Annotated in this window: 22 protein-coding genes and 1 riboswitch; of the genes, 11 read left to right on the plus strand and 11 right to left on the minus strand. The window is 69.4% G+C overall.

What is annotated here, in order from left to right:
• Window positions 1-45: 45 nt before the first annotated feature.
• Window positions 46-552, minus strand: coding sequence for a flavin reductase family protein (locus tag LVY72_RS06000; RefSeq protein WP_237818697.1), 507 nt, complete (start codon window positions 550-552; stop codon window positions 46-48).
• A gap of 59 nt (window positions 553-611) precedes the next feature.
• Window positions 612-727, minus strand: a riboswitch (SAM riboswitch).
• Between the two features lie 189 nt (window positions 728-916).
• Here LVY72_RS06000 and LVY72_RS06005 point away from each other — a divergent pair.
• Window positions 917-1840: a zinc metalloprotease gene (locus LVY72_RS06005; protein WP_237818699.1), complete on the plus strand. Its 924-nt coding sequence runs from the start codon at window positions 917-919 to the stop codon at window positions 1838-1840.
• A 9-nt stretch (window positions 1841-1849) separates the two neighbouring features.
• Here LVY72_RS06005 and LVY72_RS06010 read toward each other — a convergent pair whose 3' ends face one another.
• The gene (locus LVY72_RS06010) at window positions 1850-3118 is read right to left on the minus strand and encodes an MFS transporter (protein ID WP_237818701.1); all 1269 of its coding nucleotides are present in this window, start codon (window positions 3116-3118) and stop codon (window positions 1850-1852) included.
• A 78-nt stretch (window positions 3119-3196) separates the two neighbouring features.
• Here LVY72_RS06010 and LVY72_RS06015 point away from each other — a divergent pair, with 78 nt between their 5' ends.
• Window positions 3197-4141, plus strand: coding sequence for an aldo/keto reductase (locus tag LVY72_RS06015; protein ID WP_237818703.1), 945 nt, complete (start codon window positions 3197-3199; stop codon window positions 4139-4141).
• Window positions 4142-4144: 3 nt separating this feature from the next.
• Here LVY72_RS06015 and LVY72_RS06020 read toward each other — a convergent pair whose 3' ends face one another.
• Window positions 4145-4750, minus strand: coding sequence for a TMEM175 family protein (locus tag LVY72_RS06020; RefSeq protein ID WP_237818706.1), 606 nt, complete (start codon window positions 4748-4750; stop codon window positions 4145-4147).
• 225 nt (window positions 4751-4975) lie between these two features.
• Between LVY72_RS06020 and LVY72_RS06025 the strand changes: the two genes are divergently transcribed.
• Window positions 4976-5365, plus strand: a complete 390-nt coding sequence (locus LVY72_RS06025) for a ferritin family protein (RefSeq protein WP_237818708.1) — start codon at window positions 4976-4978, stop codon at window positions 5363-5365.
• The gene (locus LVY72_RS06030) at window positions 5362-6177 is read left to right on the plus strand and encodes a family 1 encapsulin nanocompartment shell protein (protein ID WP_237818710.1); all 816 of its coding nucleotides are present in this window, start codon (window positions 5362-5364) and stop codon (window positions 6175-6177) included. The genes LVY72_RS06025 and LVY72_RS06030 overlap by 4 nt, the downstream gene beginning before the upstream one ends.
• Window positions 6178-6219: 42 nt before the next feature.
• Here the strand turns inward: LVY72_RS06030 and LVY72_RS06035 are convergent, their stop codons facing one another.
• The 7 genes from LVY72_RS06035 to LVY72_RS06065 all read right to left on the minus strand — a co-directional run bounded on the left by LVY72_RS06035 (window position 6220) and on the right by LVY72_RS06065 (window position 13818).
• Window positions 6220-6852: a cyclodeaminase/cyclohydrolase family protein gene (locus tag LVY72_RS06035; protein WP_237818712.1), complete on the minus strand. Its 633-nt coding sequence runs from the start codon at window positions 6850-6852 to the stop codon at window positions 6220-6222.
• Between the two features lie 152 nt (window positions 6853-7004).
• A complete protein-coding gene (locus LVY72_RS06040; protein WP_237818714.1) occupies window positions 7005-8549 on the minus strand; it encodes an MDR family MFS transporter in 1545 nt (514 codons plus the stop codon).
• A gap of 148 nt (window positions 8550-8697) precedes the next feature.
• Complete coding sequence (locus tag LVY72_RS06045) at window positions 8698-10092, minus strand: DUF2252 domain-containing protein (RefSeq protein ID WP_237818716.1); 1395 nt, start codon at window positions 10090-10092, stop codon at window positions 8698-8700.
• A 13-nt stretch (window positions 10093-10105) separates the two neighbouring features.
• Window positions 10106-11497, minus strand: a complete 1392-nt coding sequence (locus LVY72_RS06050; RefSeq protein ID WP_237818718.1) for a DUF2252 domain-containing protein — start codon at window positions 11495-11497, stop codon at window positions 10106-10108.
• A 141-nt stretch (window positions 11498-11638) separates the two neighbouring features.
• Window positions 11639-12343 carry an MgtC/SapB family protein gene (locus LVY72_RS06055; protein ID WP_237818720.1) on the minus strand — a complete coding sequence of 235 codons (705 nt, stop codon included), beginning with the start codon at window positions 12341-12343 and terminating at the stop codon, window positions 11639-11641.
• 10 nt (window positions 12344-12353) lie between these two features.
• Window positions 12354-13166, minus strand: a complete 813-nt coding sequence (locus LVY72_RS06060) for an amino acid ABC transporter ATP-binding protein (protein WP_269092200.1) — start codon at window positions 13164-13166, stop codon at window positions 12354-12356.
• Window positions 13153-13818 (minus strand): amino acid ABC transporter permease, encoded by a 666-nt coding sequence (locus LVY72_RS06065; RefSeq protein ID WP_237818722.1) that lies wholly within the window; start codon window positions 13816-13818, stop codon window positions 13153-13155. The genes LVY72_RS06060 and LVY72_RS06065 overlap by 14 nt, the downstream gene beginning before the upstream one ends.
• 126 nt (window positions 13819-13944) lie before the next feature.
• Between LVY72_RS06065 and LVY72_RS06070 the strand changes: the two genes are divergently transcribed.
• From LVY72_RS06070 to LVY72_RS06085, 4 genes are all read left to right on the plus strand, one after another.
• Window positions 13945-15252: a type I glutamate--ammonia ligase gene (locus LVY72_RS06070; protein WP_237818724.1), complete on the plus strand. Its 1308-nt coding sequence runs from the start codon at window positions 13945-13947 to the stop codon at window positions 15250-15252.
• A complete protein-coding gene (locus LVY72_RS06075; RefSeq protein ID WP_237818726.1) occupies window positions 15242-16396 on the plus strand; it encodes an amidohydrolase family protein in 1155 nt (384 codons plus the stop codon). The genes LVY72_RS06070 and LVY72_RS06075 overlap by 11 nt, the downstream gene beginning before the upstream one ends.
• Window positions 16396-17589 (plus strand): M20 metallopeptidase family protein, encoded by a 1194-nt coding sequence (locus tag LVY72_RS06080; protein WP_237818728.1) that lies wholly within the window; start codon window positions 16396-16398, stop codon window positions 17587-17589. Before LVY72_RS06075 ends, LVY72_RS06080 begins: the two co-directional genes overlap by 1 nt.
• A gap of 96 nt (window positions 17590-17685) precedes the next feature.
• Entirely contained in the window at window positions 17686-17982 is a 297-nt protein-coding gene (locus LVY72_RS06085; RefSeq protein WP_237818730.1) for a putative quinol monooxygenase, read from the plus strand.
• A 41-nt stretch (window positions 17983-18023) separates the two neighbouring features.
• Here LVY72_RS06085 and LVY72_RS06090 read toward each other — a convergent pair whose 3' ends face one another.
• Window positions 18024-18839, minus strand: coding sequence for an amino acid ABC transporter substrate-binding protein (locus tag LVY72_RS06090; RefSeq protein WP_237818732.1), 816 nt, complete (start codon window positions 18837-18839; stop codon window positions 18024-18026).
• 406 nt (window positions 18840-19245) lie between these two features.
• Between LVY72_RS06090 and LVY72_RS06095 the strand changes: the two genes are divergently transcribed.
• The 3 genes from LVY72_RS06095 to LVY72_RS06105 form a co-directional block, all read left to right on the plus strand.
• Window positions 19246-19470, plus strand: a complete 225-nt coding sequence (locus LVY72_RS06095; protein WP_237818734.1) for a hypothetical protein — start codon at window positions 19246-19248, stop codon at window positions 19468-19470.
• A gap of 145 nt (window positions 19471-19615) precedes the next feature.
• Window positions 19616-20083, plus strand: a complete 468-nt coding sequence (locus tag LVY72_RS06100) for a DUF4383 domain-containing protein (protein WP_237818736.1) — start codon at window positions 19616-19618, stop codon at window positions 20081-20083.
• A 108-nt stretch (window positions 20084-20191) separates the two neighbouring features.
• Window positions 20192-22123, plus strand: a 1932-nt coding sequence (locus LVY72_RS06105; protein WP_237818738.1) for a penicillin-binding transpeptidase domain-containing protein, incomplete at its 3' end; no start/stop codon positions are given.

A 22123-nucleotide genomic window follows, 5' to 3' on the forward strand; every position in this document is an offset into this window, starting at 1 on the left:
GAGGCCAGGCGGCGGTCGCCTGGGGATCAGACCGGCGGTATGCCGCTACACGAAAGCTGGCTGCTCCAGCTTCTTGAAGCCCGAAGCATGGAAGATCAGCGGTTCGTGCGCATCCTCATGGGTGGCATGCTGATGGACCCGCAGCAGCACCACATGGTGGTCGCCCGCCGGGATTTCCTGTTCCACCGAACACTCCAGCCACAGTGCCGCCTCTTCCAGCAGCACGGCGCCGCCGTCGGTGGCGTGCAGGCGCAGGCCGGCAAAGCGGTCCCCGGTCTTGGAGGCGATCTGGCGGCAGACGCCGTCGTGCCCGGAGCCCAGGATGGAGACCCCGATCCGTCCGGACTGGCGGACGATGGGCCAGGTGCGGGAGGTGTTCTGGACCGCGAACATCACCAGCGGCGGTTCCATCGAAACGCCCACCGTGAACGAGGAGGCGACGATGCCCTGCGGGGCGCCGTCGATCAGGGAGCAGAGCGCTGCCACGCCGGACGGGAAGCGGCCGAATGCGTTGCGGAGTGCCTCAGGCTGCAGGTCATCGCTGAGGGCCATGGTGGTGTTCCTTTGCCGTTAGGCGATCGGCCGGACGTGCCTCTGCACAGCCGGCCGAAGCGCGGTACTTGCCGTACCGGATGTTCCGGCGGGCCGAATCTTCACCTGGAGCACCCCGCTACTGCGGGAGGGTTGCCGGCCAACAAGCCAGGGCTTGACGTTGGCGCTCTTGATTCACCTACAAAGCTAGAAGGCGGGTGCTTCCGCGGTCAACTTTTGGCAACAGTTCGTAAAGTTCGCAGCGGTAGGTTTCCTGCGGGCCCTTCCCCGTGTCCGTGCCGTGCGGCATAATCCAGCGGGGGAGCGCGGTCTCGTGCCTTGGGCGCCCCCGACATCGTGAATATTGCTGAAAGGCCATTGGGGGATGACCAATCACGGGGGAACAGGAGCCGGGGAGCTCCGGAATTACGCCGCACCGGGCGGCACTGCGGCCTTCCGGCCGCGCCGGCGGCTGCGCCCTGCCCGGGCGAGGCGGATGCGCAGCTATTCCACCGGCGGCATGATGGCCGTGGCCGTGGTGCTGACGCTGGTGGTGGGCGGGGACCTGTGGAACCGGTTCGTTCCGGTGGACCTGCTGACGCCGCCGGCCCTGCGGGACCACCCGGTGCCCGGCTACGAGGAAGCGGACCGGCCGCTGGGGGCGCCGAGTTCCCCCGCGGCCGCGAGCGGCTCCTACATCTTCAACTACGCCGGGGCGGGCGGCCAGCAGTTCATCGCCTTCAGCCCGTGCCGCCCCATCCACTACGTGGTGAACACCCGCCACCAGCCGCCGGGCGGTGCCGAGCTGGTCAGCGCCGCGGTGGCACGCGTTTCCGCCGCCACCGGCCTGCGGTTCATTGCCGACGGCACGACGCCGGAGCGTTCCTCGTCCAACCGCGACCCGTTCCAGCCCGAACGCTATGGCGACCGCTGGGTGCCGGTGCTGATCGACTGGGTGACCACCGCCGAAGTGCCGGAGTTTGGGCTGGCCGACGCTCCGGGAGGCTCCACCCGGCTGGGCGACGCCCGGGCGCTGCCGGTCTCCGGAGCGGAATCCCCGGAGGTCCTGGTGACCGGGCAGGTGAGGCTCAACGCCACGGCGCTGGGGGCCAGGTTGCGCGAGCCCGGCGGCGCTGCCGCGGTGCAGGCCACCGTCCAGCACGAGCTGGCGCACATTGTCGGGCTGGGCCACACCTCGGACAATTCGCAGCTCATGGCGGAGACCAGCAGCGGCCAGACCGATTTCGGGGCCGGGGACCTGATCGGCCTGGCTGCGCTGGGGACCGGCCCCTGCGCGCCGCGGATCTGAGGATCCGGGCTAGGCAGCCGTGCCGGGCCGGCGGCGGACCGGCCGCGCACGCAGCGCCGCGGCCAGCAGCACCAGCGCCGCAAGCTGGAGGGCAGCTACCACCGCTACGAGCACCGGTGTATGGCCGTAGAGCCCGCCGGCCAGGGCGCCGCCGGCCAGCGCGGCGCCGCCTTGGACGGCCGCGAAGACACCGTAGGCAGTGGCCCGCCGTTCCGCGGGAACCAGGTCCGCCACCAGCGCCTTGACCGTGGAATCCTGGATGCCGGTGGCGATGCCCCAGATGAGGATGCCGGCCAGTACCGCCCCCAGGCCCGGGGCGAAGGCCAGTCCCGGCACCAGCGCGACCAGGGCCGGCAGGACCAGCAGCACGCCGGCCCCGCGCCGGTCGTACACCCAGCCGGTGGCCAGGGCTGCGGCGGCTTCGGCCAGCATCGCGCCGGCATAGACCAGCGGCACGGCAACCACCGGCAGCATGCCGGATTCGGTGAGGTGGAAAGCAATCACCCCGAACGTGACCAGCCCGGCGGTGGTGGCTCCAGCTGCGGCGGCGAACAGGTAGAAGGCGCGGTGCAGCCGGGTGCGTTCGGCGGCAGGTGCGGCGGCGGAGTCCGCCGCTGCCGCCGTCGTGTCCGCCGGTTCGTAGACACCCATGTCCGGTACCCGGCGGCGAAGCCAGAGCAGCAGGGCGATCGAGGCCGCCCCGGGGACGGCGAGCAGGGCCATGGCAGGCCAGATGGCCGCGGTGGTTCCAACGGCCGCCGCGACCAGCAGCGGCCCGGCGAACGCGCCGAGCTGGTCCAGCAGCTTGTGCACCGCCATGCCCTTGCCCCGGCCCACCGCGCCTGCCGCATAGGAGAGCAGCGCGGACTTGGCCGGCGAGCGCACGGCCTTGCCGGCACGTTCGGCCCAGATCAGCGCCACGGCCAGGGCCAGGCCGGCGCTCCCGGCGAACGGCGCTACCGCGAGCAGTGGCACGCAGACGGCGGTCATGGCATAGCCGGCGATGGTCAGCGTCCAGTATTTGCGGGTGCGGTCGGCCAGCGGTCCGAACAGCAGCCGGAAGGCCAGGGCGATGCCCTCCCCGGCGCCGGTGGCCAGCCCGACGACGAGGGCCGTGGCGCCCAGGCTGGCCAGCAGCGGTCCGGCGACCGAGCGTGCGCCCTCGTAGACCATGTCGGCGGCCAGACTTACGAGGCCGAACGCGGTGATCGCGCGCCACGGGCCGAGCGGCGCGCGCAGATTGGACGCGGCAACGGGAGCGCCGGCGGGCTGCCTCATGCTTCGAGCCTACCCGTCCCGTTCCGGGTGCGGGGAACTAGAGTGGATGCCGTACGCAGCCCCCACGAAAGGATTTCCGTGCGCGCCGTCGGCAACTCGGACCTCAGGACCTTCCCCATCGCCCTGGGCGGGAACACCTTCGGCTGGACCTCGGACCGGGCCGCGTCGGAAATGGTGCTGGATGCCTATGCCGCCGCCGGGGGCAACTTCATCGACACCGCGGACGGCTACTCGGCCTGGGCGCCGGGCAACGCCGGCGGGGAATCCGAGACCATTATCGGCGGCTGGCTGCAGTCCCGGGGCAACCGCGGCTCCATGGTTGTCGCCACCAAGGCCGGCACGCACCCGCAGTACCAGGGCCTCGCCCCGGCCACCGTCGCGGCGGCGGCCGATGCCTCGCTGCAACGGCTGAAGACGGACTACATCGACCTGTACTACGCCCATTTCGACGACCCGACGGTGCCGCTGGTGGACACCCTGACGGCGTTCGAGGACCTGCGAACGGCCGGCAAGATCCGCCACATCGGAGTGTCGAACTACTCGCCCGAACGCCTGGCCGAATGGGTCCGGGTAGCCGAGGAGAACGGGTTCACGCAGCCGGTGGCGCTGCAGCCGCACTACAATCTGGTGGCACGGCGCGATTTCGAGCAGGCACTGGCGCCCCTGGCCCGCGCCCACGGCTGGGCCGTCTTCCCGTTCTGGTCCATGGCCTCGGGCTTCCTGACCGGCAAGTACCGTTCGGCGGCCGACGCCGGGGCGAGCGTACGCGGCGCCGCTGCCGCGAAGTACTTCACCGAGGAGGGCTTCGGCGTCATTGCCGCACTGGACTCCGTGGCCGCTGCCCGCGGCATCTCAATCACGACGGCGGCGCTCGCCTGGCTGCTGGCCAGGCCCGGGATTACCGCCGCCCTGGCCAGCGCCCGGACGGTGGAGCAGTTGCCGGACCTGATCGCCGCGGCGGAAACGGTCCTGACGCCGGAGGAAACCGCAGCCCTGGACGCGGCGTCCGCCAGCTTCGCCTAGCCTTTACGTTTCCTGCCCCGGCGGGCTGGAGGCCGTGCGGGCCACGAAGCGTTCGAGCCGGCGGTCCGGGACCAGCCAGATCAGGGCCACCACCGTGTAGGCGGCCAGCCCCGCCAGCGGGTGCAGGAAGGTCAGCGCCAGGCCCAGCAGGTAAATGGCGGGGGAGACTTTGCCTTTCCAGTCCCGCCCCACCGCCCTGGCCAGTGCCCCGTCCCGGCCCTGCTGGCGGATCAGGGCGGTTTCGAGGATGTAGTAGGCAATGGCGGCCAGCAGCAGGTTCAATCCGTAGACCAAAACCGGGACCTGGACGAAGCCGGTTTCGTCCATCCAGCGGGTGGTGAAGGGGAACAGCGAGAGCCAGAACAGCAGGTGCAGGTTGGCCCAGAGCACCCCGCCGCTGACCTTGCCGGCGAGCTGGAGCATATGGTGGTGGTTGGCCCAGTAGATGCCGACATAGATGAAGCTGAGCAGGTAGCTCAGGAACGTCGGGGCTACCGCCAGCAGGCCGTGCCAGGTGGGCTCCTCCGGCACCCTGAGTTCCAGCACCATGATGGTGATGATGATGGCCAGCACGCCGTCGCTGAACGCTTCGAGCCGGTTCTTGTTCATGGTGTGGTTCCCATGCAGGCATCATGGCGGATTGGTCCGCCAAGGGGAAGCCGGCATGATCCGCACTTTTCTGCACACCCGCAGGTGACGGCACCGGGACGGTTCCGCGGACTGGCGGGCCCGGCTGCCGCGCAGCCGTCCGGAACGGTGGCCTTCACCGGAGCAGCGCTATACGCTGGCTGCAGGTATTTCCGAATTCCGGGCCATGCCATCGGAGGATTTCAGATGGGCTTTGAGCAATACCACGAGCCGGCGGGAGAACTCTCCGCAGAGACGCGGACCTTCGCCCGGATGTGCGCCAACCTGACCGAGGAAGCCGAGGCGATCGGCTGGTACGAGCAGCGCATCTCGCTGGAGCGGGATCCCGCCGCCCGGGCCATCATGCTGGATTCGCTGGCCGAGGAGTACAAGCACTTCAGTATGGAACTGGAGTACCTCTTCCGCGCCAAGCCCCAGTGGCGGGAAATCGCCCGCGGGATCCTGTTCCAGGACGGCGACATCGTGGCCAACGGGGAGGCGGCCGAAAGCGCCGCGGCCAGCGGGACAGAGAGCGAGCAGCCGGCCAGCCCCGGAGCGTCGCTTGGCATCGGCAGCCTGAAGGAGCAGAACCAGTGACCGCGAACCATCTCCTGCGCGAACTCGCGCCGATCTCCGATGCCGGCTGGCAGCTGCTGGACCAGGAGGCCCGGCAGCGCCTGTCCGTGGCGCTCGGCGCACGTAAACTCGTTGACTTCAGCGGCCCCCACGGCTGGGAATATTCGGCCACGAACCTGGGCCGGACCGAGCAGCTTCCGCTGAACGACGGCCTGGTGGTCGCCCAGCGCCGCGTCCTGCCGCTGGTGGAGGTGCGCGCGGAGTTCACGGTTTCCCGGCGTGAGCTCGAGGCCTATGACCGGGGTGCCACCTACACGGATCTGGATGACCTGGACGAGGCCGCCCTGCGGATCGCCAGCGCCGAAAACGTCGCCGTGCTGCACGGCTGGGCGGAGGCGGGCATCCGGGGCGTCACCGAGGCCTCGCCGCACGAGCCCGTGCCCCGGGTGGAGGATTTCGTGGACTACCCCAAGCGGGTGGCCAAGGCGGTCACGGTCCTGCTGCAGGCAGGCATCGGCGAGCCCTTCGGCCTGGCCTTGGGGCCGGGGCACTACAACGCGGTGATGGAGAGTACGGAGCGGGGCGGCTACCTGCTTTCGGAGCACCTGCAGCGGATCCTGCATGGTCCGATTGTCTGGGCGCCGGGAGTACGCGGCGCCATTGTCATGAGCCTGCGCGGCGGGGACTTCCTCTTCGAATCCGGCCAGGACCTCTCGATCGGCTACAGCCACCACGACGCCGATACCGTGCAGCTCTACCTGGAGCAGTCCTTCAGCTTCCAGGTGGCCACCCCCGAGGCAGCCATCCACCTGCGCGGCAGCGGGGAGCAGTAGGCGCCGGATCGGCGGCCGAACAGCGCAGCAACGGAACGCCGGTCAACGGTGGGCTGCGCGGATCTGCATCCTGAGCTGTTCGGACAATCTGGCGCAGGCCTCGGCGATATCCGCCGCATTCGAGGCCGGTACCTGGAGGGTGTCCGCGATGCCGCTGTCGGTGATGTCCTTCCGGTCCGCGGCCAGGATGGCCCTGGCCCCGGCGGCCGCGGCGCGTATCGCCTCCAAGCCCGCGGCGAGGTCGCTGCGCAAATCCGGATTCGCGAAACCGGCCAGCTCCTCGCCCAGGCCCAGCAGGGTTTTGGTCAGCATGATCAGCTTCTTGGGCGGCCGGACCGCCTCCCGCAGCGCATCCTGGACCGCGCCGCTGCGGGCCGTGCGTTCCGCCTCGGAATCCTTCGGCAGCCTGTAGGCGGTGGCTACGCGGTCGAAGGCCTGCTCGTCATCGTCGGCCAGGGCCAGGGCCTGGGGGATCAGGTCCCGGGCCTTTGCGGCCAGGCGGCGGGCCGCCGCCTCGTGCTCGGCGAAGCGCGGGCCGGTGGTGAAGCTGGCCGCCTTGGACAGCAGCGCCGCGCCCTGCGCCGCCTGCAGGGCCGCCGCCGCCCCGCCGCCCGGCGTGGGCTGGCCGGACGCGAGCCGGTCCAGGAATCCTTCAATCGTTTCCTGGCTGATCATCGGCCTACCTGCCGTCCGCTTCGTGCACCGGCCGGCCCGAACCCGTGCCAGCCGCCACCATATCGGTCATTTCCATGCTCCTGTCCTTCCACGTAGGACCATTCACTAAGCAAACTTAGTATTAAAGCCGGTGCAGCGGAACACCGGCTGCCTTATTCGGCGCTGCCGCCCACGGTCTCCGAGAGCGGAGTCTCGCGGATGAACAGCGACAGCACGAAGGCCACCCCGATGATCGGCACCGCGAACAGGAAAATCGGCGGCAGCGCCTGGCCAAAGGCATAGACGATCGCCTCATGTGCCGGGGCCGGCAGGGCGCGCAGCACCGCCGGGCTCAGCGAGCCAAAGCCTGCCGTGCCGACGTCGGGTACGCCCGCGGGGGCGCCGGCGAGCTGCTCCGCCAGCCGGTTGATGAAGATGGAGCCGAACAGCGCAATGCCGAAGCTGGCCCCGATCTGGCGGAAGTAGTTGGTGGTGGAGATCGCCGCCCCCATGGTGCGCCGGGGCACGCTGTTCTGCACGATCAGCACCAGGTTCTGCATGATGCAGCCCAGCCCCACGCCCAGCACCACCAGCCCGGCGGCGGTGAAGGCGTACGGCGTGGCATCGGAAATCCGGGACAGCAGCACCAGCCCGGCGATCATCAGCACGGTGCCGAGCACCGGGTAGATCTTGTACCGGCCGGTACGCGAGATGAGCTGGCCGCTGCCGATCGTGGCGGTGAGCATGCCGGCCACCAGCGGGAGCATCATCAGCCCGGACTGGACGGCGGTGGCCCCGTTGACCATCTGCAGGAAGGTGGGCATGTACGCGATCGTGGAGAACATGGCGATGCCGACGGCGATGCCCATCAACGTGGGCAGGGCATAGTTCCGGGTCCGGAACAGCCCCAGCGGCAGCACCGGCTCGGCGGCGCGGCGTTCGACGGCGGCAAACAGGAGCGCTGCGAGCAGCACGGTGGCGCCGAGGCCGATGATCACCGGGCTGTTCCAGGCGTAGGTGGTGCCGGCCCAGCTGGTGAGCATGACGACCGCGGTGCTCGCCACCGTCAGCAGCACCGCGCCGGCATAGTCCAGCCTCGGCCGCGGGCCGTCCGGCTTGGGCAGCTGCAGCGACGGGATGATCACGGCCAGCGCCGCCGCTCCCAGCGGCACGTTGATGTAGAAGATCCAGCGCCAGCTGAAGTAGTCCGTGATGAACCCGCCGAGCAGCGGTCCGCTGATCGAAGCCAGGCCGAACGCCCCGCCGATCAGCCCCATGTACCTGCCGCGTTCGCGCGGGGAGACCAGGTCGCCGATGATCGCCTGGGCGCCGATCATCAGCCCGCCGCCGCCCACGCCCTGGATGGCCCGGAAAATGATCAGCTGGGCCATGTTCTGGGCCGTGCCGGAGAGCACAGAGCCGGCCAGGAAGACCGCGATCGCAAAGACAAAGATGCTCTTGCGCCCAAAGAGGTCGCCGAGCTTGCCGTAGATGGGCAGGCCGATGGTGGCGGCGAGGATGTATGCGGTGATCACCCAGGAGATGTGCTCCAGCCCGTGCAGGTCCCCGACGATGGTCGGCAGCGCGGTGGAGACGATGGTCTGGTCCAGCGCGGCGAGCAGGACGGCCATCATCAGGCCGAGGAAGACAAGGTTGGTGTGTTGCCGCGGTCGGACAGTGCCGGCCGCGGCGGCCGTTTCCTCTGGTGTCCTTTTCATGCGGCTCCTCCACATAGGACGTGCACAATACCGGCCGGCTGCCTCGGGCCCGCCGTGGCCGGCAGCGCAGGCCGGCCGGCTCCAGCCTCATGATGGAACGCATCCGCCGGCCGGCGCATTCCGGGCGGCCCGCTGCCGTTCCGCCAGGCTAGACCCCGGTTTCTGCCGCCAGGCGGCCGGACCGCACCGCGAGGCCCAGCGCCTCGTAGTCCTTCTCCGTCTGGTCCGCATAGCGGCCAGCCCAGGTGGCAACTGCCTGGTCGAAGGCATCCGAGCTGCCCAGGTATCCGGAAATATAGGCGCTGCCGGGGCTTTGGGCATGGGCGCGGGCCAGCAGTCGGCCGCACAGGCTGGCATACCTGGCGGTATCTCCGGCAGTGAGTTCCTCCAGCTGGAAGGCTCCTTTCATGTCGCGGAACTGCCGGATGTAGAAGTCCCTCTTCCTGCCGTCCGTACCGGTCACGTCCGCGACCCAGCCCAGGAACGGGTCCGACTGGGCCTGGAGGATGCGCTGGGCGCTGACGACCCGGAAGCCCTGGCCCCGTGTCGTCAGGGCTTCGAGCACGGGCCGGGGCGTGCCGGTGACTTTCCCGTGCGTCTCGAGCACCGAGTGGCCGGCCTCCTTGGCCTGCAGGAAGAGCGGTTCGCCCGCAGGGCCCAGCAGCAGCAGGATCCAGCAGCGGGTTCCCACGCTGCCGACGCCGACGATCCGCAGTGCGTAGTCGACCAGCCGGTACTGGTCCAGCAGCACGGCGGTATCGGCACGCAGGGTGTCCCGGTACCGCCGGACGTAGAGGCTTTCGACCTGCTCAAGATCCCATGCGTCGGCGTGGCGGATGACCGGTGGCTGGTCCACGATGCGTGTTTCGCCTTCGATGGTGGTCACCGTGAGCTTGCCGAGCAGTTGCTCCGAGGTGCGCTGCCGGGCCTTGGCCACCGTCCTTGCCACGATGCGCGCGGTATGGGCGTCCAGCGCGGCGATGGTGGCCGGCTCCACCTCCACTTGGTGGAAGTAGCGTTCGGTCGCGGTCATCTCGTAGAGGCGCCGCAGGTTTTCCCGGTAGGCCTGCACCGCCGCTGCCGTGGCGGTGCGGCACTGGTCCTCGGAATGCGAATTGTTCCGTCCGTTCAGCCAGGCACTGGCCGCCAGCCGTTTTATGTCCCATTCCCACGGCGCGGGGAAGGCCTCGTCGAAGTCGTTCAGGTCGAAGACCAGTTGGCGTTCGGGTGAGGCGTAGAATCCAAAATTGGCCACGTGCGCGTCCCCGCAGGTCACCACCCGGTGCCCGGTGACCGGCGCGGCGGCGAGGTCCCCGGCCATCACTGCGGCCGAGCCGCGGTAGAAAGCGAACGGGCTTTGCAGCATCCTGCCGATGCGCACCGGCACCAGCTCCGCCTCCCGCGCGGTGTCCTGTTCCTCGATAACGCCGACGGCGTCGCGCTCCGGCACCCTGAACTCGGCGTGCGCGGTCCGGGGCAGCATCTGCCGGGCCGCCTTGCCCGCAGCGCGGTCCAGCGCAATAGTGTTCGGGGCAGCCGGCATAGGTCAATCCATCCTAGACCCCGGCCTCCGCAGCCAGCTTGCCGGACCGGACAGCGAGGGCCAGGGCCTGGTGGTCCCGTTCGGCCTGGTCCGCGTACCGGCGGGCCCAGTCGCAGATGGCCTGGTCGAAGCCATCCGATTTTCCCAAGTATCCGGCGATGTACGAGCTGCCCGGGCTTTGGGAATGTCCGCGGGCCAGCAGCCGGCCGCACAGCCGGGCATACCTGGCCGACTGGGGCGGGGTGAACTGCTCCAGTTTGAAGGAGCCCTTCATATCCCGGAACTGCCGCACATAGAAGTCCCGTTTCCTGCCGTCGAGGCCGGTGGCATCGGCCACCCAGCCAAGGAAGGGATCAGACTGGGCCTGGAGGATCCGCTGGGCGCTGACCACTCGGTAGCCTTGTCCCCGCGAGGCGATGGCCTCAAGCACGCCCGGGCGGGTGCCGGTGATCGCGCCGTAGGTTTCGAGGACCGAGGGACCGGCCTCTTTCGCCTGGAGGAAGAGCGGCTCGGCGGCCGGGCCCAGCAGCAGCAGGATCCAGCAGCGGGTGCCCACGCTGCCGACGCCGACGATCCGCCAAGCGTAATCGACCAGCCTGTACTGCTCCAGGAGCAGGCCGGTGTCGGCACGCAGGGTGTCCCGGTACTCCCGGAAATAGAGATCCTTGACGCCGTCCAGATCCTTCGTCTCCGGGTGGCGGACGATCGGCGGCTGGTCGGCGATGGCTGGTTCCCCGTTGACGGTGGACACCGTGAGTTCGGACAGCAGTTGTTCGGAGGTGCGCCGCCGAGCCTTGGCCGTCGTGGCGCCGATGATGCGCGAGTCCTTGGCATCCTCTACGGTAAGCTCATCCGCTTCCACCTGGTAGAAGTAGCGCTCGGACGCAGTCATCTTGTAGAGCTGGCGCAGGGTCTCGCGGTAGGTCTGGACGGCGGCCGCCGTGGCGGAGCGGCAGTCGTCCTCGGAATGGGAGTTGTTCCGTCCCATCAGCCAGACGCTGGCCGCCAAGCGCTTGACATCCCACTCCCACGGGGCGGGAAAGGACTCATCGAAGTCGTTCAGGTCGAATACCAGCCGGCGTTCCGGCGAAGCATAGAGCCCGAAATTGGCCAGATGGGCGTCCCCGCAGGCCATGACCCGGTGGCCGGTGACGGGGCCGGCGGAGAGGTCCCGGGCCATCACCGCTGCCGCACCGCGGTAGAAGGCGAAGGGGCTTTGCAGCATCCTGCCGAGGCGCACGGGCACCAGGTCGGGAACCCGGTCCGCATTTTGCTCCTCGATAATGTGCACCGAGTCCCGCTCGGGCGGGCTGAACTCCGCCTGGGCGCTCCAAGGCGTCGTCTGCCGCGCTGCCTTGCCGGCGGCCCGCTGCAGCGAGATGGGGTTCTGGCCGTGGTCGTCCATATGTCAGCCTCCGTAGCCAAGGGCGGACCGGCAGACCGTTCGAACGGCCTGCCGGGTGTTGATTCCTCGGGGCGTGTGACGGTAACAACAGCATAGCCGCGCGGAGGCGGCACGTCTCCCGCAGAAACCCAGCAGGGAACACTAGGAGTTCTCCGGGTCGGTGAGGCGGATCGAGACGACGCCGTCGATCCCGGCGAGGCCCTCGGCGAGGTCTTCGACCGCCCGGCCTCCGCGCTCCAGATGGAGTTCAGCCTCGGTCAGGCCCCCGGACGGTTCCGCCTTGCGCAGCTGGGTGAGGGAGGCGGCGAAACCAAGCTCCGCAGAGCGCGCCAGCACTTCCTTCAGCACACCGGCGCGGTCCTGGTACCTGACGAGGAAACCGTGTTCGCGGCCGCCGGACGAGATGAACCGGCTGACAACCTTGAGCAGGCCGACCGTCACGACCTCGAGCAGCGTGGCCAGCACCGCGATGAGCGGCATCCCGGCGGCGCAGGCCATGCCGATAGCCGCGGTCATCCAGATGGAGGCCGCGGTGGTCAGCCCGGTGACGGCGTTCCGCCGGACGAAGATGACTCCGGCGCCGAGGAAGCCGATGCCGGAGACGACCTGCGCCGCGATGCGCGCGGGGTCCAGCACGACATTGTCTCCGGTCACGGCAGTGAAGCCGTAGGCGGAGACCAGCGTGAACAGGGCCGCGCCCATCCCCACCAGGATGTGGGTCCGCAGCCCGGCACTCTTGAGGTTGCGTTCGCGTTCGATGCCGACAATTCCGGAGAGGACGAAGGCCAGCAGCAGCTGGGCCACCTGGGTGGCGGCCGTGGCGGGCAGGAAGTCGATCTGCAGCATCGGTGTCCTCCTAGAACGGGTTCAGCAACCGGTGCACGAACTGCCGCGTGCGCTCCTGGCGCGGATTGCGCAGGACCACGTCCGGGTGGCCGCGCTCCACCACGACGCCGCCGTCCATGAACACCACCTCGCTGGCCACTTCCCGGGCGAACGCCAGTTCGTGGGTGACCATCACCATGGTCCAGCCTTCCTCGGCCAGTTCCTTGATCGCGGTCAGTACCTCTCCCACCAGCTCCGGATCCAGCGCCGAGGTCGGTTCGTCGAACAGCAGCAGGGATGGCCGGAGCGCCAGCGCACGGACGATGCCTACCCGCTGCTGCTGGCCGCCGGACAGCTGTGCCGGGTAGTCGTTGCGCTTGCCGGCCAGGCCCATCCTGGCCAGCAGCTCCTCCGCCTCGTGCACGACCTCGGCCTTGGGCCGTTTCTGCACCTGGACGGGCCCTTCGATGATGTTCTGCAGCACGGTCATGTGCGGAAACAGGTTGTAGTGCTGGAAGACCATGGCGCTGCGGTCCCGCAGCGCCATCAGCTGCCGGCGCTTCACCTGCCCGCCGAAGTCCACGGTGGGGCCGCCGCGGAAGGCCACGGTGCCGGCGTCGGGAACCTCCAGCCCGTTCAGGCAGCGCAGCACGGTGGTTTTACCGGAGCCGGACGGTCCGATCAGCGTCAGTACCTGGCCCTGGTCCACGGCCAGGTCGATGGACTTGAGCACCTGGTTGCCGCCGAAGGACTTGCGCAGGCCGCTGACGGTCAGCACACGCCCGCCGGATGCGCCGCGTCCGTCATCGCCGCTGCGGGGAGGGGTCGGGTCAGTGGGCGACATGCCGGCCCAGCCTCCTTTCCAGGTGGGACTGGCCGCTGGAGAGGACCAGGCAGAAGACCCAGTACACCAGTGCCGCCTCCAGGTACAGCAGCATGAATTCCTGGCTGAACGCGGCAATCTCCTGCGCCTTCCGGAACAGCTCGGTGACCAGGATCAGCGACGCCAGCGAGGTGTCCTTGACCAGCGAGATAAAGGTGTTGGACAGCGGCGGCACCGACACCCGGGCGGCCTGCGGCAGGATGATCCGCTGCAGCGTCTTGCCGCGGGACATGCCGATGGTGTGGCCGGCTTCCCATTGGCCCTTCGGCACCGAGAGGATCGACGCGCGGATCACCTCCGCGGCGTAGCCGCCGACGTTCAGCGAGAAGGCGATGATGGCACTGGGCCACGGGTCGATGACCAGGCCGACGGAGGGCAGCCCGTAGAAGATCACGAACAACTGCACCAGCAGCGGCGTGCCGCGGATGACCGAAACGTACGCGCGTGCCGCCCCGGCCAGGACCCGGTTGCCGCTGATCCGCATCAGCGCCACCGCCAGCGCGATCAACAGGCCGAGGGCGAACGAGATCAGGGCCAGGGGGATGGTTCCCAGCAGGCCCGCCCTCGTGATGGGCCAGAGCGAACTCCAGAAGAGCCCCCAGTCCACATCCATGGGGCTACGCTAGTACATCCCCGCCCGGAGGGCAGCGGTGCCGGCCCGCCCGGGCCTTCCCGTAGCCTGCGCAAGATGATTGAATCGGCGCAGCAGGCATGGAGGGATCCAGCCCAGGAGGACCGGATGACTGAGCATGAACTCGCGTTCGTCGCCACCAATGACCTGTGCGCCATCACCCGGGGCCGGGCCATGCCTCTGGCCCGGCTCGATCCGGAGGCCGGCTGCGGCTGGGTGCCGGCCAATCTCGGTGTCGGCGCGTTCGGGAGCATTGTCGAGGGCAGCCCTTTCGATGCCACCGGCGACCTGCGCCTGCTGCCGGATCCGCGGTCCCTGACCCGCATCGACGGCGTTCCCGGCCGGCCGCCGCTGACCGTGCTGCTGGCCGACATCACGCACACGGACGGTACCCCCTGGGCGTGCTGCCCGCGGACCTTCCTCCGCCGGGCCGCGGCCGACCTGGAGCAGGAAGCCGGGCTGCAGCTCCTGGCCGCGTTCGAACACGAGTTCATGCTGGTCACAGATGCCCCGGCCCCGCCGCCGATGTCGCTGCAGGCCATGCTCCGGGCCGAGCCGCTGGGCACCGAGCTGGTGGGCATCCTGGCTGAGGCCGGACTGGAGCCGGAAAACTGGCTGGCCGAATACGGCCGCCACCAGTGCGAGATTACCGTCGCCGCCGCCGACGCCCTCACCGCCGCGGACCGCGCGGTGCTGCTGCGCGACATCGTGCGGAACCTGGCCCATGCCCGCGGACAGCAGGCGAGCTTTGCGCCGCTGCTCGAGCCCGACGCCGTCGGCAACGGCGTGCACGTGCACTTCAGCCTCCGGGACGCCGCCGGCGTACCGGCGATGTACGACGCCGCCCGGCCGGGCGGGCTCTCGGCGGCCGCCGGTTCCTTTGCGGCGGGGATCATCCGCCATGCCCGGGCGCTGCTGGCCTTCACCGCGGCCAGCGAGGTGTCCTACCTGCGGCTGGCGCCCCACCGGTGGTCGGCCACCCATGCCTTTTTGGGCGAGCGCAACCGTGAGTCCATGCTCCGGCTGTGTCCCACGTTCGAGCTGCCCGGCCGGGGCCCGGCCGGCCAGCTGAACCTGGAGTTCCGGGCCGGGGACGCGACCGGCAACCCCTGGCTGGTACTGGGCGTGTTGATCCGTGCCGGGCTGGAAGGCATCCGGGCGCAGCTGCCGGCACCGGTGCTGCTGGACCGCCCGATCGAGGCGGTGGGGGAGGAGGAGCGGCACCGCACAGGCATTGCCCGGTTGCCCGGTTCGCTGCCGGAGGCGCTGGTGGCGCTGCAGGAGGACCCGGTGGTGTCCGGCTGGTTCGCGCCCGAATTGCTGCAGGTGCACCGGGCGCTCAAACTGGACGAACTGCGCCGGCTCGAGGGGCTGGACGACGCCGGAAAATGCCGGAGCTACGCCAGTGTCTACTGATCCGGCCGACCCGGCGGCCGGCACCGTCATGGACGGGCTGCCGCTGACCGACCACCACTGCCACGGGGTGGTCGGCACCGCCCTGGACCGGGACGGGTTCGAGGCCCTGGCCACCGAGTCCAACTGGCCCGGACCGGCCGGAACCAGCATGTTCGACAGCCAGCTGGGCTTTGCCATCCGCCGGTGGTGCGCGCCGCTGCTGGACCTGGAACCGCATGCGGCCGCGGAGGACTATCTGGCCCGCCGGCTGGAACTGGGGCCCGACGCCGTCAACCGGCGCCTGCTCGGCGCCGCCGGGCTCGGCACCCTGCTGGTGGACACCGGCTACCGGGCGGGGGAACTGACCTCGCCTGCCCAGACCGCGGCCCTGGCCGGCGGCATCGGGCGGGAAATCGTCAGGCTCGAGCATGTCGCCGAGCAGGTCGCCGCCGAAACCACGCCGTCGTCGTTCGGCGCGGACTTCGCCCAGGCCCTCGGCCTGGCGGCCCGGGACGCCGCGGGGTTCAAATCCGTCGCCGCCTACCGCTGCGGGCTGGACTTCGACCCGTCGCCGCCGCCGGCACGCGAGCTGGAGCGTGCCGCCGCGCGCTGGCTGGGCCGGCCGGGTTCCGCCGGGGCAGTGCCGCGGCTGGCGGACCCGGTCCTGCTGCGGCATCTGCTCTGGACCGCGCTGGAACTGGGCAAGCCCATCCAGTTCCATACCGGCTACGGGGACGCCGAGCTGGACCTGCACCGGTGCAATCCGCTGCTCCTGACCGGCTGGCTGCGGGCCACCCGTGCCGCGGGGGTGCCGATGATGCTGCTGCACTGCTATCCCTACCACCGGGAAGCCGGCTACCTGGCGCAGGTTTTTCCGCACGTCTACGTCGACGTCGGGCTGGCCGTGAACCACACCGGCAGCCGTTCGCCGGCGGTGATCGCCGAACTGCTGGAACTGACCCCCTTCCACAAGGCGCTGTTTTCCACCGACGCGATCGGGCTGCCCGAGCTGCATTACCTGGGTGCCGCGCTGTTCCGGCGCGGCTTCGGCCAGGCGGCGGAGCGCTGGGTCGACGGCGGCGACTGGTCCGTCCAGGACGCCCGGCGGGTCGCGTCCCTCATCGGCTGCCGGAATGCGGCACGGGTCTACGGGCTGGAGTCCTGATGGGCTGGAGCGCCAGCGGGCTCCTCGACGAACTGATCGCCGCGCTCGAACCCGAACTGGCCGCCGCCGTCGGACTGCGCCGCGAACTGCACCGCAATCCGTGCCTCTCCGGCTACGAGGGCCCGGCCGCCGCACTGCTGGCGGCGGAGCTGGGCATGCCCGTACAGCCACTGGCCGGGACCGGGTTCATTACCCGGGTGGGGCCGCCGGCCGGGCCGGCGGTCGGATTGCGGGCCGAACTGGATGCACTGCCCATCCACGAAACCACAGGTGTGCCGTGGGCCGCGGTGAACGGTGCGATGCACGCCTGCGGGCACGACGTGCACCAGGCTGCCTTGGTGGCGTTCACCCGGGCGGCAGCTGCCGTGCCGATCCCGGTAGCGCTGGCGCCCATTGCGCAGCCCAGGGAAGAGATCGCTGCCTCCGGGGCGTCCGAGATCGTCGCCGGCGGGGTGCTGGAAGCCGCCGGCATCGAGGCGGTCCTGGGCGTGCATGTCCACCCCGGGCTGCCGGCCGGATCGGTCAGCATCACCGGCGGGGCTGTCAACGCGTCCAACGACGAATTCGAGATCACGGTCCGCGGCCGCGGCGGCCACGGGGCCTACCCGCACACGGCCCTCGACCCGGTGCCGGTGGCCGCCAGGATCGCCTTGGCCCTCTACGACCTGGTGCGCAGCCACGTCAACCCGCTCGAGGCGGCGACCCTGAGCATCGGCCAGCTCGAGGCAGGATCCGCGGCGAATGTCATTCCGGACACCGCCCGGCTGCGCGGCACGGTGCGGGCCATGAGCATCGCGGACCAGCAGCGGCTGCACCGCGGACTGCGCCAGTCCGCGCACTACCTGGCCCGGGCCGCGGGCGCCAGGGCGGAGGTGAGGATAACGCACGGCGAGCCCGTGCTGGTCAACGACCCCGCGCTCGCCGGGCATACCTCCGCCTGGCTGGCCCGGGCCGGGCTGCAGCTCGTGCCGCCGCTGCGCACCTGCGGCTCGGACGACTTCGCCTTCTACACCCAGCGGGTGTCCGGGCTGATGGCCTTCCTGGGCGTGGGCGGTCCCGCGGACGAGGATCCGCCGGCGCTGCATTCTAGCTCCTTCCTGCCCTCCGACGACGCGGTGGAGCACGCAGCCCGGGCCATGGCGGCGCTGTACGTGGGGGCGGCCTGCCAGCTTGGTGCCGTCACGGAACCATGAGCGCCGGAAGCCGATCCCTTGTCGGGGATCCGGGAAGTCTCTACGCTCGGAAATGTCTGCCGGCCGGTCTTCGGGCCGCCGCTCGAGGAGGTTGCGATGGCACTGCAATATGGACTGCTCGCCCTGGTGGAAGCCAGGCCCGGGAAGGAACAGGAGGTTTGGGATTTCCTGCAGGCCAGCCGGGACATCGCCGCTGCCGAGCCCGGGACCAGGACCTGGTATGCCTTCCGGGCCAGCGAAAACACCTTCGGCATCTTTGACACCTTCGAGACCGAGGAAGCACGCCGGGCCCACTTGGACGGCGCCATTCCTGCCGCTCTCGCCGAGCACGGAACCGAACTGCTGGCCAAAGACCCCCAGATCCAGCTGATCGAGCTGATCGCCGTGAAGTAGGCCGCCGGCAGGCGGACAGCCCGTCCGCCGGCTGGCGGACGCTATTTCGTGACGTCCTCGCCGAAGTACTTCTCGGAGATCCTGGCCAGGGTGCCGTCCTGGCGCAGTTCATCCAGCGCCTTGTCCACGGCGGCCACCAGGTCGGTGCTGCCCTTGCGGAAGGCCAGTGCGCTCTCCGACGTATCGGACGTCTTGGCGGCGATCTTGATCTTGTCGTTGTGGTTGGTGGCCTGGTAGTCCAGGTACGTCAGGTTGTCGTTGATGGTGGCATCCACCCGGCCCTGCTCCAGCAGCGCGACGGACTGGGCCCAGCCCTCGACGGCCTGGACCTGCGCCCCGGAATCCTTGGCCAGCTGATACCAGTTGCTGGTCAGCGACTGCGCGGTGGTCTTGCCCTTCAGATCCTCGAATGAGCTGATGTCGTTGTTGTCCGCCTGGGTGACGATGACCCCGCGGCTGACCGTGTAGGGCTTCGAGAAATCATACTTGGCCTTGCGCTCGTCGTTGATGCTCACCTGGTTGGCAATGACATCGAAGCGGCCCGCGTCAAGGCCGGCGAAGATGGCGTCCCACTGGGTTTCCTCGAACTTGGGCTTCACGCCGAGCTTGTCCGCGACGGCGGTAACGACTTCGACGTCATAGCCGGTCAGCGGGCCGTTGCCGCCCTGGTGGAAGGAAAACGGCTTGTAGGTTCCTTCGGTGCCCACGGTCAGGACGCCGGCGTCCTTGACCTGCTGAAGGGTAGTGCCCGACGCCGTTCCGGCCGACGGGGTTTCCGCGGACGGGGAACCGCAGGCGGCGACGGTGAGGCAGAGTGCGGCAGTCGTGCCTAGCAGCGCGGACAGGCGGAACTTCATGATGGGGCTCCTCGCGGGTGCTGGAAACTGATGCAGATGCGGCATGGCCTCGCTGACATGAAGCAGCCCCCGGGAACTTGGGGGAATTCCGGGGGCCCAACGCGGCGCCTCGTTGGGGGGACCGACGCTCGGCGTTGTTGCTGGTCCCAGTTTACGCAGCTGCCCGGCGAATGGAAAGACAGGTCTGTCTTGCTGCGCCGCCGGGAGGGTTGGCCCGCACGGCCACCTCCGCTGGCTCCGATGCCCCGTGGCAGGGCTGCAGGATGCTCATCGAGCAACGCCGCAGCTGGAAAACCATCTCCGGCCGCCGGTTCCGGGCCAAGGGGTAGACAGAACTGTCTGTCTCGCCTGTAGGCTGGCATTACCGGCTGGTCGCACGCCGTGCCACTCGACTGAAGGGAACGACGTGAACGAGAAAATCAGGCAAGTCTGGGCAGCCTCTGCCTGTGTGGAGTCGCTGCAGGCTGAAATGGATCAGGCACAGGCGGCCCTGAGCTGTGCGATGGCGGAAGCGCTGGCCGCCGGAGGATCGCCGGAAAGCATTGGCGCCGTAGCGAACCTGACCCTGCCGGAGCTGGAGCGGCGGATCCATTTGCTTCAAACCCCGCCCGTCCCCGGTATTTTCGGCTAGGGTTCCCGCCGCCCGGCCGGGCCGATAGGCGGAAATTCTCCATAACGGAAATCCATAAGCTCACTTATTATAGTTACATGGGCACGGCTCCGCAGATGTACCCCTGCCGTCCTGATGGGCGGCAGCCTTCGAATGGAGGAATGCAATGACCGCATCATCACCGAATTATGCTCATGCTCCCGGGCATGTGTACACGAATGCCCAGAAGGCGGCGCTGGCTGCGGGCGTGGTCTTCCTGGTGGTTGGCATCCTGGGCTTCATTCCCGGGATCACCGCGAACTATGTGGCGATTTCCTTCGCCGGTCACGAATCGGACGCCCTGCTGCTCGGTGTGTTCCAGGTGTCGATCCTGCACAACATCGTGCATCTGCTCTTCGGGGTGGTCGGGCTGGTCCTGGCACGCAGCGCGACAGGTGCCCGCAACTTCCTGATCTGGGGCGGCGTCGTCTACCTGGTCCTCTGGCTGTACGGTCTGCTGATCGGACATGACTCGGTGGCCAACTTCGTTCCGGTCAATACCGCAGACAACTGGCTCCACTTCGTCCTCGGCGCGGGCATGATCGCGCTCGGCCTGCTGCTGACCCGAAACCGCGGGGAGGTTCCGCATACCTGACCCGCATGACGGAGACCTGAGCCCAGTCCACAGGCAGTGGCGGCGCCGTACGGTGCCGCCACTGCCTGTGTGTGGGGCGATTGCAGGTTTCAGCGTGGTGCAGACTAGATGGTGGAGAAGAACTTGGACACGCTTGGGAGGATCATGCTACGGCGCACTGCAGGTACGTTGCTGGCTTTGGCGCTGGTGCTGTCGGGCACCGCCTGTGCCCCGAAGGACGACGGTCGTTCCACCGCCCAGGCGCTGGCCGCGGCGCTGTCCGACGGCAAGGTGGAGAAGCTCGCGTTCACCACGCCGGCGGCGGATGTCCAGACCGAACTGTCCGGAATCACCAAGGGCATGGCCCCGCTTAAGCCCAAGGTTACGGTGGGAGACGTCAGCCAGACCGGCGAGGATACCGCCCGGGCCACGCTCAACTACACCTGGGACCTGCCGGACACGGACAAGGACTGGACCTACCAGGCGGCAGCGCAGCTGCAGCGCACCGACGATGCCGAAAAGCCCTGGGATATCCAATGGTCTCCGGCCGCCGTCGAACCGTCGCTGCAGGCGGGGGAGAAGCTCAGCGTCCACACCGCGCAGCCGAAGCGCGGCGCCATTCTCGACGCTGCCGGCAAGGCCATCGTGAAGGACCGGCCGGTGCAGGTGGTCGGCATCGACAAGAAGGGTCTGTCCGACGCCCAGGCCGAGTCGTCGGCCCGGGCACTGGCCGGCCTCGTCGGCATCGATGCGGGTCAGTACGCAGCGACGGTGGCCGGCTCCGGTCCCGATGCCTTCGTCCAGGCCATCACCCTGCGCCAGGCTGCCTACAGGAAGCTGGGCCAGGCGGAACTGGAGTCGATCAAGGGAGCGGCCGCCCAGGCCGGGGCCCTGCCGCTGGCGCCCACCCGAGGATTCGCTTCCGCCGTCCTCGGCTCCGTCCGCGAAGCGACCGCCGAGGACATCGAGAAGTCCGGCGGAAAGATCGTCGCGGGCGAGACAGTCGGCGCCGGAGGCCTGCAGGCCTCCTTCAACGACGAACTGGCCGGCACGCCCGGGCTGACCATCAGCGCCGTCGGCAAGCCCGCGGCGGAAGGCGCCCAGGCGCCGTCGCGCGAACTCTACGCCACCGAGCCGGTGGACGGCCGCGACGTGAAGACGTCACTGGTGCCCCGGCTGCAGACTGCCGCGGAGAAGGTCCTGGCGGACATCACCTCCCCGAGCTCCATCGTGGCCATCCGTCCCTCCACCGGCGAGATCCTCGCGGCGGCCAACGGCCCGGACAGCGGCGGCTACAACACGGCCTTCCTCGGCCAGTACGCGCCCGGCTCCACCTTCAAGATTGCGACGTCGCTCGGGCTGCTGCGCCAAGGCATGACGCCCAAGTCCACGGTGACCTGCGATCCGCAGTTCTCCGCCGACGGCCAGAAGTTCGAGAACGCGGACGGCTACCCGGCGGCCTACACCGGCGCCATTACCTTGACCGAGGCGGTGGCCCACTCCTGCAACACCGCCTTCGTGTCGGAGTTCGGGAACCTCCCGCAGCGCAAGCTCGCCGACGCCGCCGGCGCGCTGGGCATCGGCATGAAGGCGGACCTCGGGCTGGATGCCTTCCTCGGCAAGATCAATCCGGACGAGACCAGTACCGCCCATGCGGCCGCGATGATCGGCCAGGGGACCGTGCAGGTTTCGCCCCTGGCGATGGCCGCGCTGATGGCATCGGTGGTCAAGGGGCAGGCCGTGGTGCCGCAGCTGGTCGAGGGCCACGACGCCGGTGCCAAGCTGCCGGACGTGCCGAAGCTGACGGCGGCGGAGGCCGGGCAGCTGCGCACGATGATGCGGGCGGCGGTGACGGACGGCTACCTGGCCAGCCTGACCGACCTGCCCGGCGGACCGGTGATCGGCAAGACCGGCACCGCTGAATACGGTTCGGACAAGCCGCTGAAGACGCACTCCTGGGTGATTGCCGCGCAGGGCGACCTGGCCATCGCCGTGTTTGTCGAGGACGGCGATCTCGGGGCGGTCACCGGAGCCCCGATGGCCAAGAAATTCTTCCAGGGC

The organism is Arthrobacter hankyongi, from assembly GCF_022012395.1.
Classification (GTDB): domain Bacteria; phylum Actinomycetota; class Actinomycetes; order Actinomycetales; family Micrococcaceae; genus Crystallibacter; species Crystallibacter hankyongi.

What these genes read in the sequence shown, in the direction of transcription:
- LVY72_RS06000 (WP_237818697.1), bottom strand. Translation starts at nt 552, where the DNA reads ATGGCCCTCAGCGATGACCTGCAGCCTGAGGCACTCCGCAACGCATTC.
- LVY72_RS06035 (WP_237818712.1), bottom strand. Translation starts at nt 6,852, where the DNA reads ATGATCAGCCAGGAAACGATTGAAGGATTCCTGGACCGGCTCGCGTCC.
- LVY72_RS06085 (WP_237818730.1), top strand. Translation starts at nt 17,686, where the DNA reads ATGGCACTGCAATATGGACTGCTCGCCCTGGTGGAAGCCAGGCCCGGG.
- LVY72_RS06055 (WP_237818720.1), bottom strand. Translation starts at nt 12,343, where the DNA reads ATGCTGCAGATCGACTTCCTGCCCGCCACGGCCGCCACCCAGGTGGCC.
- LVY72_RS06005 (WP_237818699.1), top strand. Translation starts at nt 917, where the DNA reads ATGACCAATCACGGGGGAACAGGAGCCGGGGAGCTCCGGAATTACGCC.
- LVY72_RS06050 (WP_237818718.1), bottom strand. Translation starts at nt 11,497, where the DNA reads ATGGACGACCACGGCCAGAACCCCATCTCGCTGCAGCGGGCCGCCGGC.
- LVY72_RS06020 (WP_237818706.1), bottom strand. Translation starts at nt 4,750, where the DNA reads ATGAACAAGAACCGGCTCGAAGCGTTCAGCGACGGCGTGCTGGCCATC.
- LVY72_RS06060 (WP_269092200.1), bottom strand. Translation starts at nt 13,166, where the DNA reads ATGTCGCCCACTGACCCGACCCCTCCCCGCAGCGGCGATGACGGACGC.
- LVY72_RS06040 (WP_237818714.1), bottom strand. Translation starts at nt 8,549, where the DNA reads ATGAAAAGGACACCAGAGGAAACGGCCGCCGCGGCCGGCACTGTCCGA.
- LVY72_RS06070 (WP_237818724.1), top strand. Translation starts at nt 13,945, where the DNA reads ATGACTGAGCATGAACTCGCGTTCGTCGCCACCAATGACCTGTGCGCC.
- LVY72_RS06025 (WP_237818708.1), top strand. Translation starts at nt 4,976, where the DNA reads ATGGGCTTTGAGCAATACCACGAGCCGGCGGGAGAACTCTCCGCAGAG.
- LVY72_RS06065 (WP_237818722.1), bottom strand. Translation starts at nt 13,818, where the DNA reads ATGGATGTGGACTGGGGGCTCTTCTGGAGTTCGCTCTGGCCCATCACG.
- LVY72_RS06090 (WP_237818732.1), bottom strand. Translation starts at nt 18,839, where the DNA reads ATGAAGTTCCGCCTGTCCGCGCTGCTAGGCACGACTGCCGCACTCTGC.
- LVY72_RS06045 (WP_237818716.1), bottom strand. Translation starts at nt 10,092, where the DNA reads ATGCCGGCTGCCCCGAACACTATTGCGCTGGACCGCGCTGCGGGCAAG.
- LVY72_RS06100 (WP_237818736.1), top strand. Translation starts at nt 19,616, where the DNA reads ATGACCGCATCATCACCGAATTATGCTCATGCTCCCGGGCATGTGTAC.
- LVY72_RS06010 (WP_237818701.1), bottom strand. Translation starts at nt 3,118, where the DNA reads ATGAGGCAGCCCGCCGGCGCTCCCGTTGCCGCGTCCAATCTGCGCGCG.
- LVY72_RS06080 (WP_237818728.1), top strand. Translation starts at nt 16,396, where the DNA reads ATGGGCTGGAGCGCCAGCGGGCTCCTCGACGAACTGATCGCCGCGCTC.